Source organism: Catenovulum maritimum (genome assembly GCF_001050375.1).
Taxonomy (GTDB): Bacteria; Pseudomonadota; Gammaproteobacteria; order Enterobacterales; family Alteromonadaceae; genus Catenovulum; species Catenovulum maritimum.
This window is the reverse complement of the sequence record NZ_KQ130512.1, coordinates 20,219-28,237: the sequence shown is the minus strand read 5'-3', so window position 1 is coordinate 28,237 and position 8,019 is coordinate 20,219. Positions and strand designations below refer to the sequence as shown.

7 protein-coding genes are annotated in these 8,019 nt (G+C 37.6%); 2 read left to right on the top strand and 5 right to left on the bottom strand.

Features of this window, described 5'->3' with window-relative positions:
* Window positions 1-305: 305 nt before the first annotated feature.
* The 5 genes from XM47_RS17925 to XM47_RS17905 all read right to left on the bottom strand — a co-directional run bounded on the left by XM47_RS17925 (window position 306) and on the right by XM47_RS17905 (window position 5,134).
* The gene (locus tag XM47_RS17925; RefSeq protein WP_048695671.1) at window positions 306-545 is read right to left on the bottom strand and encodes a hypothetical protein; all 240 of its coding nucleotides are present in this window, start codon (window positions 543-545) and stop codon (window positions 306-308) included.
* A gap of 301 nt (window positions 546-846) precedes the next feature.
* The gene (locus XM47_RS17920) at window positions 847-1,905 is read right to left on the bottom strand and encodes a transposase (RefSeq protein ID WP_077066611.1); all 1,059 of its coding nucleotides are present in this window, start codon (window positions 1,903-1,905) and stop codon (window positions 847-849) included.
* 155 nt (window positions 1,906-2,060) lie between these two features.
* Complete coding sequence (locus XM47_RS17915) at window positions 2,061-2,771, bottom strand: flavin reductase family protein (protein WP_048695668.1); 711 nt, start codon at window positions 2,769-2,771, stop codon at window positions 2,061-2,063.
* Window positions 2,772-3,102: 331 nt separating this feature from the next.
* Window positions 3,103-4,065 carry an inositol monophosphatase family protein gene (locus XM47_RS17910; protein WP_048695665.1) on the bottom strand — a complete coding sequence of 321 codons (963 nt, stop codon included), beginning with the start codon at window positions 4,063-4,065 and terminating at the stop codon, window positions 3,103-3,105.
* 19 nt (window positions 4,066-4,084) lie between these two features.
* Window positions 4,085-5,134: a phosphotransferase gene (locus XM47_RS17905; RefSeq protein ID WP_048695663.1), complete on the bottom strand. Its 1,050-nt coding sequence runs from the start codon at window positions 5,132-5,134 to the stop codon at window positions 4,085-4,087.
* Window positions 5,135-5,416: 282 nt separating this feature from the next.
* On the opposite strand from XM47_RS17905, the gene XM47_RS17900 reads away from it, so the two are divergent.
* Together XM47_RS17900 and XM47_RS17895 are read left to right on the top strand one after the other, a co-directional pair.
* On the top strand, window positions 5,417-6,748 hold the full coding sequence (locus XM47_RS17900; RefSeq protein WP_048695660.1) for a hypothetical protein: 1,332 nt from the start codon (window positions 5,417-5,419) through the stop codon (window positions 6,746-6,748).
* Window positions 6,749-6,873: 125 nt separating this feature from the next.
* Complete coding sequence (locus tag XM47_RS17895) at window positions 6,874-7,788, top strand: hypothetical protein (protein WP_216596002.1); 915 nt, start codon at window positions 6,874-6,876, stop codon at window positions 7,786-7,788.
* Window positions 7,789-8,019: the final 231 nt, after the last annotated feature.

The window sequence follows — 8,019 nt, the reverse complement described above, 5'->3', positions numbered from 1 at the left end:
AATCAAACGGACGTTTAACAGTTGGCTCGCGTTCGTTTCACTAGTGACTATCAGGACAGGCACTTTTAGAAAATAATTAAATCAATAGGTTATGGTTTATCTTGCTTCTATTCTTATTGTTTAGCGTATTTACTTTTGAATGATTAGTAGACGAAAGAACGGCTTGTTAGTGAGATTGTGTATTTAGCTTAAATAATAGGTGTTTTAGAGATGCTACAGACAGTTAATCCTGAATTACAGGTACTGCACATTCTCAAATTGATTTGATTGTTTGGTGCTTTAAGAACCGGTTTATTTGTGAACAACTAGGCGGGTGGGGCGCTTGGTTTTCTTAAGCCTTTAACCCGTTTTAATTGATGGTTTTTAGCGTAAGTTTGCAACTGAAACCTTTGCCCAACTGAATGGCTAAATTGGTTTTCTATTCCGGTTGAAAAGGCTAACCAATCTTCATCTGTTAATCCGAGTCTTTGGATTATCGAAGGCGTATTTGGTGAGATAAAGCCTCGTTTATCTTGTCTGATTTGTCTAACTATCTGGACAGGCACTTAAACTATCAGCGACAAACTATAAGGACACACACTTATAGAAAATAATTAAATCAATAGGTTATGGTTTATCTTGCATCTATTCTTATTGTTTAGCTTATTTTATTTTATTTGAACGATTAGAAGACGAAACAACGGCTTGTTAGTGAGATTGTGTATTTAGCTCAAATTTTAGGTGTTTTAGAGGTGCTATCGGTTGTTAATTCTGAATTACAGGTACTTAGCATTCTCAAATTGATTTGATTGATTGTTGCTTTAGAGCAGCCTGTTTATTAGATAATAACTAGGTGGGCGTGGCGCTTCATTGTCTTAAGCCTTTAACCCGTTTTAATTGATGGTTTTTAGCATAAGTTTGCAACTGAAACCTTTGACCAACTGAATGGCTAAATTGGTTTTCTATTCCGGTTGAAAAGGCTAACCAATCTTCATCTGTTAATCCGAGTCTTTGGATTATTGAAGGTGTATTTGGTGCGATGACCCCCCGTTTATCTTGTCTGATTTGTCGACCAGTCCAATCGACGAGCTCTAAATAATCAATTAATGAAAACGGAATATGGCTATTACAGCGCTTAAAGTTGGGAATAGATTCATTATTGGCTTTAACAAAAGGTAATAACTGGGCTGGCGCGATAGCGGTCAAACTATCATTCTGTGTTTTTAGCTTTTGATGGTTGTCTTTATTTTGATGATTATCTGTTTCTAATGCTTTTGGTAAAATGCCTAACCTTTGTTGAATCGAAGTGAAATCAGAGTTTTCAGGTGTATCTGCCATTTTGGCTCTAATTGGGTTTAAATCAACATAAGCCATACAAGCTAAAACAGCGACATCATCTAATAAGGCTTGAGATTTAAAGCGACCTTCCCAAAAGTGACCTTTACACTTATCTTCTGAATTTGCTTGTCTGGCAATAAACTCATTTAAAAAGCGCATAAACCAAGAAATACTCGTTAAACGCTGGCGATAATCTTTAACACAATCATTCACGACCATTGCCTCGCTCTCGGTTACAGTATTGCCTTGCTGTTTAGCCTGTAAATAACGTGCCACAATAGGTTTAGGCTGACACAAGGTATGCCAACGAGATAAAACCTCACAAGGGTTTAAAGCATCCGCGGCATCTGTATTGACTCTTAAAACTATGTGATAGTGATTACTCATAACGGCGTAAGCCGCTACATCTATGGTGAAAATAGCGGCGAGCTTTTGAATACGCTCAACTAACCAAACTTTTCTATGTTCAAAGCTCTTTTTAGTGGTTTTATCATAGCCACACAAATAACTACGCCTGACACAACGCGCAATGCAATGGTAATAAGGAGTATCAGATAATGATATTAAACTGCTTCTGGGTTTAGCCATAAGTTAACTGTGTTTATAGTCATGCGTGGTTATTTATACAGTTAAGTTTGGAGTGGATTGTTGATTTGTCAAATTACAGATGAAAAATAAATAGACAGGATTTGTAAGTGGTTGTAATTTAAGGCATTTAACAATGCCAATGATGCCAATGCTTATTAATCATCTCCCGCCTCTAATTTATCATTAATTGTGATTTGTTCATCCTGTTGTACCGTTGCGCCCATAACGTTTAATGCTGATAGCGCTTTGTTAGGTTTAGCGTAACTTAAACGTGAGATTCGATTGCTGGTGTGATAACTGTCTAACCCCGATAAACTAGCTGTTGATAAAGATTCAATATCAATGTAACCATCGGGTTGAATCGCATGTTTTTGGCAAATAACATGTATAATTTCGCCAATAATTAACTGGGTGTTGTTTAACGAAATGGGTAAAATTTCTTGCAGGGTTAATGCGTACTTTAGTCGACTCTCTTTAACAAATGGTGCGTTAATGTTAGCGACATATTGCGGTGTTAAACCAGTATGATTAAACTCACTCTCATCACTTGCATAACGAGCTGAACATTGGTGAGCCATTCGATAATGCTCAGTTGATACTTGATTAATTGTGTATTGCTGCGTGTTAATAATATTGTTTAATGTGTGTCTTTCTCCATTGTCGGGTCTCATAATAAAACCGACCAACGCAGGGTTTGAGCCTATATGTACCACAGAACTAAAAATACCAAGGTTACTATTGGCGTTAACATCATGACTGCCAATAAGGTTAGCGCTTTTAAAGCCAGATAAGCTATTAATGAACTGAGCTTTGTACCTTTGTTCAAAGGTTTGAATGTCGTTATAAGTGAAATGTTGCACAATCATCTCGATTTGTTGAAACAGGTATATTAAGTTGTACGCCCTCTCTAGGTTAGAAGATCACCTTTTATAGGGAGTATTAACTAGCATCAGGGCGTACACAACAACATTATTTAGAGTATTAGCCCAATATTTCCCATCACTTTTTTCAGCACTAAGAAAGAGCTCAAGCTCTTTGGCGTTATGCCTAGAAGTCAAAACAATCTTTACTTCAATTTGGCTTTAGAACCATAAGGTTAGATTATTTGATTAATTAAGTGCTATTTAAAAGCTCTATACTCATCAATGTGTATGTTGATGTTCCGATTAATTCCCCTGATGGCACGTTTTGTTTTATCTATAGCGGATTAAAATGTTCAGCAATCTCCATAATTATTTTGGCAAGCTCTGTGTCACTGGCAAGCTGATCACCATGAGCAAATATAACGCCGCTTTTATTCATAAATAATGATTCAGCTGAGTTTAAGTTAAGCGGCTCACCATAAATATCCGATACCCAAATACTTGCGGCATTCGCTAATGCTGAGGTTGCTGCAAAATCCCATGTGCTGCCGCCACCTCGTTCTTTTTTGGGGAGTTTAAAATAACAGGCGGGGGCGTTTTCAAGCACTTGTATTGCGTTGATAACAGAGCCGGCTTGGTTTTCAATGTTGATGCCAGAGTAGCCAAGGGCTAAGGCGCGTTGCTCAAGCTTTTTAATTAGCTTGGGGTAATAAAAAAAGTTTTGAAAGCTTCGGTCAAAAAATACGGATAAAGCAGGGGGTGTTTCTTGCGTGTTTGTTTTTAGTGGGGATGGTCGTAAAGGTTGCCATGGCTGTTGGTTTTTAAATAGTTTCTGCTTTATTGCAAGTTGTGGTTGATTGGCAATGGCTTGATAAAGTTCATCTGTTCGTGGATTATAAACCGCACCTAACAGTGCTTGCCCCTGTTGGTTAACAAGTGCAATGGCCACAGCATAGCCGGGTACATTTTCAGTAAAGGCTAGGGTGCCATCAAGTGGGTCGACACACCAAAAATAAGGTTTTAATAATCTAGGGTGCTGGTTAATCGCAAAACTATCAGCACTTTCTTCGCCAAGAAAAGCGATATTAAATTGTGTGCATGAATCTTTAAACGCAGCATAAATTAGTTTTTCACAATCAATATCAACCTGAGTAACAACTTGTGATGCCAGTGTGCTGCCACCTGCTTTGTAATTAACCGTGATTTCATCGTGGTTAATATTGGCAATGTAGTTTCCCGCTATTTTTGCTGCTTTGCCTGCTAACGTTAATAGCGATTGTAATTGCGCGCTGTGCATGTGTTATCTCTTGTCTGTTCTATTTATCAGTAAGTTGTTCAATATCGGCCAAAGCTTGTTTAGTTTGCTGCTGGCAATATTTGCCTATTTTCCAATGATTGGGTTTCCAGCCGGCGAGAAAGCGGTGAAAGTCAGCCCAAGCTATGGGATAAAGTGCTTGCCAAGCGTTTATCACTTGCTTGCTATTCACCGCTGGTTGCCAATAGCTTAGGGCGTTATCAAGCTGTTGGAAGTAATACTCGACTAAGCTTTTGGCCTGCTTTACTAGTGCGTCATCGGGCAAAACACTGGTTAATAATAACATAACATCTTTTATGCCTACGCCTTGCCCTACGTATTGAAAATCTACCGCCGCAGCTTTTTTACCATTTTTTTCAAAGCAAAAGTTGGCAAGTTTGGCGTCACCATGAATTATGGTTTGAAAGGGGCAATTATTGAGGAGGTTATCAAGTGTGCTAGCTGCCTTTTTCAGTGTCGATTCAGGCATAGCGTTTAATTCATCTTGGCGGGTGGCTAAGTGCCAATAGCTGCCTTTTGCCCATAAATCATCAGGGCTTTGCTGAAAGTATTTGGCATGTAATTTTGCCAGCCATTGTAAACAAGCTTTTACCTGATCATTATTGGACCGATCTGCTTGCCCTTGTGTAAATCTTACTGGGTAATCAACGGCTAAGTCTTGCAAGGCTATAATAATCGTTTGTTCATCTTGATGGGCATGAATAAGTTCTGCCATGTCTGGTGACATACCCTGTTTGTCCGGTTCGTAGCTGACATAATGTTGATACCAATTTAACTCTACTTGATAGGAGTGGCGTTTGCGTTGCTGTGAGCTTAGCCCATGCCAACCGTGTGGATGCTTAGCGTTGTCATTGAAGGTGATATATTTTACCACAAGTGATTTTGTCGCTTGTTTCTCTGAGCCAGTTTGGGGTTGAGGAGGAGCTAATAAGGTTAACCGGGTAAGCTCTCCTTGTTCTGCCCACAGAGATTGCATGGTGGATGATTTTATTATGGATAAACACTGACTGGCTGCGCAAATAGCTTGTTGATGGTCTACGGGTAAGCTCATATCTTTTTATTTTCAGTTATTGATGGCATTTTATTTAGTGTTTTAGTAAACATTGTACTCTATTCAAAGTGTTAGGTTCATGTTGTTACCTCAAATAACAGGTATTTAGAGATGCTACAGGTGGTTAATCCTGAATTACAGGCTCGACTCATTCTTAAATTACGGATAAAAAATAAATAGACATGAGTTGTAAGTAATTGTAATTTATATTTTTTAACAATGCCTGTCATGTGATGGGTCATTAGCAAAGCGTCAATTGCCTTTAAGGAGCGCTCCTGCAGAATGAAAAATTTTGAAATTGAAACAATAAAAGAAAGAATTCATTTTGGGAAAACCAAAGAATATTTTGAAGAAGTTCTTTCTTCCTACCAAATTGGTTCATACAGATCGTCAGTCGTAATGCTTTGGGCTGTCGCGATTACAGATATTATTTACAAGTTACAATATCTAGTCGATTTATACTCAGACGCTTCTGCTAAGGAAATATTGGATGTAGTACGTAGCATGCAAGATGAAGATGCGAGGTCATCTAGTTGGGAGTTAGGGGTAATAGATAGTGTTTTGGAAAAAACCAATTTAATTGATAGCGCTGATTATGAGAATTTAAGATATCTTCAAAAGCAGCGTCACTTATGCGCACACCCTGTTCTTAAAGAAAACTTAGAATTACATAAACCCAACAAAGAGACTGTAAGAGCATTAATTAGAAATACGTTAGAGGGTTTGTTAATAAAGCCACCTTTCTACACTCAAAAAGTTATCAATGAAATATTAGAAGATCTGGATGAAGCAAAAGAGGCTCTAAATACTAAAGCAAAAGTTAAAACCTATCTCGAGAGTAGGTATTTAAACAGAATGAATGATGATGTTGAGTTTTCGCTTTTTAAAACCCTCTGGAAACTGACGTTCAAGCTAGATAATGATAAGTGCAATGAAAATAGGTTAATTAATATCGAAGTAATTCGACTTATTACCAGTCGCCACAAAACAAGGCTGAACGCCTTAATTGAAGCTGACAAGGATTATTACAGTAATATAGCTGGAGCGGGCCAACCTTTAGATTATTTACTTCATTATTTGTCAATGAATGAGTCTTTATATGATCTATTATCAGATGACGCAAAATTAAAAATTCAGCATGCTAGTAATAACACTGATGTTGGTAAAACTTGTGGCTGGTTTGTTCGAGGAAGTTTAGATAACCACTTTGAATATCTTGCTGAATGGATCGAAAGTGATTCTTACCCCAAATTTACTGAGCACCAATGGAAATATGTATTAGAACTATCTGACTCTGAAGAATGGGAAGATAGCTACGCAAAATTAATTGCTTGTTATTACGGCTGTAGTGTAGATTTTGATGCAGCTGATTTAAGATTTAGTCAACATCTTTTGCCTAATATCAAACATTTCAAAAACAAAGAAACTGCTGAGTTTCTCCTCGATAAAATTGAAAACAATAACCAGTTATATTGGCGTAACAGAGCAAGTCATGACCATAAAAAAGTGCGAGAAGCATTTCATCGGTTCTTACCTGCTGACTTTGACTATGCTGAATATCGGCACTTTGATGAAGACACCAGAGAAGAAGAACAAGAGGAGTCAGGCAGTTAGCAAGTTGCTTAAACGGACAAAAAACAGCTGGCTTTTGCTTGTTCCTCGCAATTTTAGCCAGCTATTTTATTACCGCTTAGCAAAGCGTTAGTCGTCAGTCAGATTATGGTGTCAAAAAGTAGAATATGCAGAAAACGACAATTCTAGATAGTACAGGATCACCGATATTCCAGCAGCCTCAATTGGTTGTAGCGACGATGAATTCAGATGGCAGTATAAACACTTCTTCTATTCAGCCATTAAATCAATGGAATAACGAGCATCGAAGTAGTGAGCTTGTTTCACATGCTCATGGTTATGATTTGATGAGTATTTTGTCTAATGAGCTAAGCCTCGTTGATGTTAATGACGAAGGTTTTTTACAGTCAAAAATTTTCATAACTCCCGACCAAAATGTATCTGTTATGCGTTTATTAGGTAAAGTGGCTGAAGCTGTTGTTGTAAAAAAATGTAATGAAGATATTCAGGCAAATAGACGATGGGGAATGTACGCTCGAAAAGGTAAAACACCACATAAAAGCTTAGATAGCTTCATTGCTATTGGTACAGGGCTAAATTCAACACAGCGGCTATACCCTACAAAATACTCTCCTTCAGACCCTCAGCGAGATATTATCTGGATTAATGAGGAGAACAAAAAGCAAGAGTTGCTTCAAATAACCAAAAACACAAATAGTGCAATAATAGCTGGCGTACAACTTAAAGTAAGCCTTGACGGTTTTAAGTACATATATAGAAGTGATGTTGCTAAAGGAAAATATGAAGTACCTTTAGTTTACTTTGATCTGTCTAACGATTATTACAAGCTTACGAATGCTATTTATCGGGAAGAGCCTGATGTGAAAATTGGTGTAGATATTTTAAGAGGTAAGGATTTAGATCCTGAATGTCACGACCTTTTAGTATCTTACTATTACCTTATTTTAGATTTGGTCAATGGGAAAATGACCATGGATCAAATGATTAAAGATGAACTACTTTTCGATAGTTTTAAAAAAGAAGTTCAGGAACAACAAGGTAAAAAGGTTATAGTTGTATGAGCGGCTAACACATATGAGCCTCCCGTTGGTCAAAAGGTAATAGTGATCTTTTCGGCAACTTTTCGGTTGTCGAATCCAAGTTAATCAGCAAAATAATCTACTTCGCTTGTCATTTTAGCTGTCAGGTCTCAATCGCCTACAGCAAACACATATAGAAGCTCTCTTACTATGGTCTCACCACACAAACTATCTAGACAGGCACTAATAGAAAGCATGCTTCTACTCCAACCT

Coding starts and splice junctions, on each gene's coding strand:
- XM47_RS17910 (WP_048695665.1), bottom strand. CDS start 4,065: ATGCACAGCGCGCAATTACAATCGCTATTAACGTTAGCAGGCAAAGCA.
- XM47_RS17900 (WP_048695660.1), top strand. CDS start 5,417: ATGAAAAATTTTGAAATTGAAACAATAAAAGAAAGAATTCATTTTGGG.
- XM47_RS17920 (WP_077066611.1), bottom strand. CDS start 1,905: ATGGCTAAACCCAGAAGCAGTTTAATATCATTATCTGATACTCCTTAT.
- XM47_RS17915 (WP_048695668.1), bottom strand. CDS start 2,771: ATGATTGTGCAACATTTCACTTATAACGACATTCAAACCTTTGAACAA.
- XM47_RS17905 (WP_048695663.1), bottom strand. CDS start 5,134: ATGAGCTTACCCGTAGACCATCAACAAGCTATTTGCGCAGCCAGTCAG.
- XM47_RS17895 (WP_216596002.1), top strand. CDS start 6,874: ATGCAGAAAACGACAATTCTAGATAGTACAGGATCACCGATATTCCAG.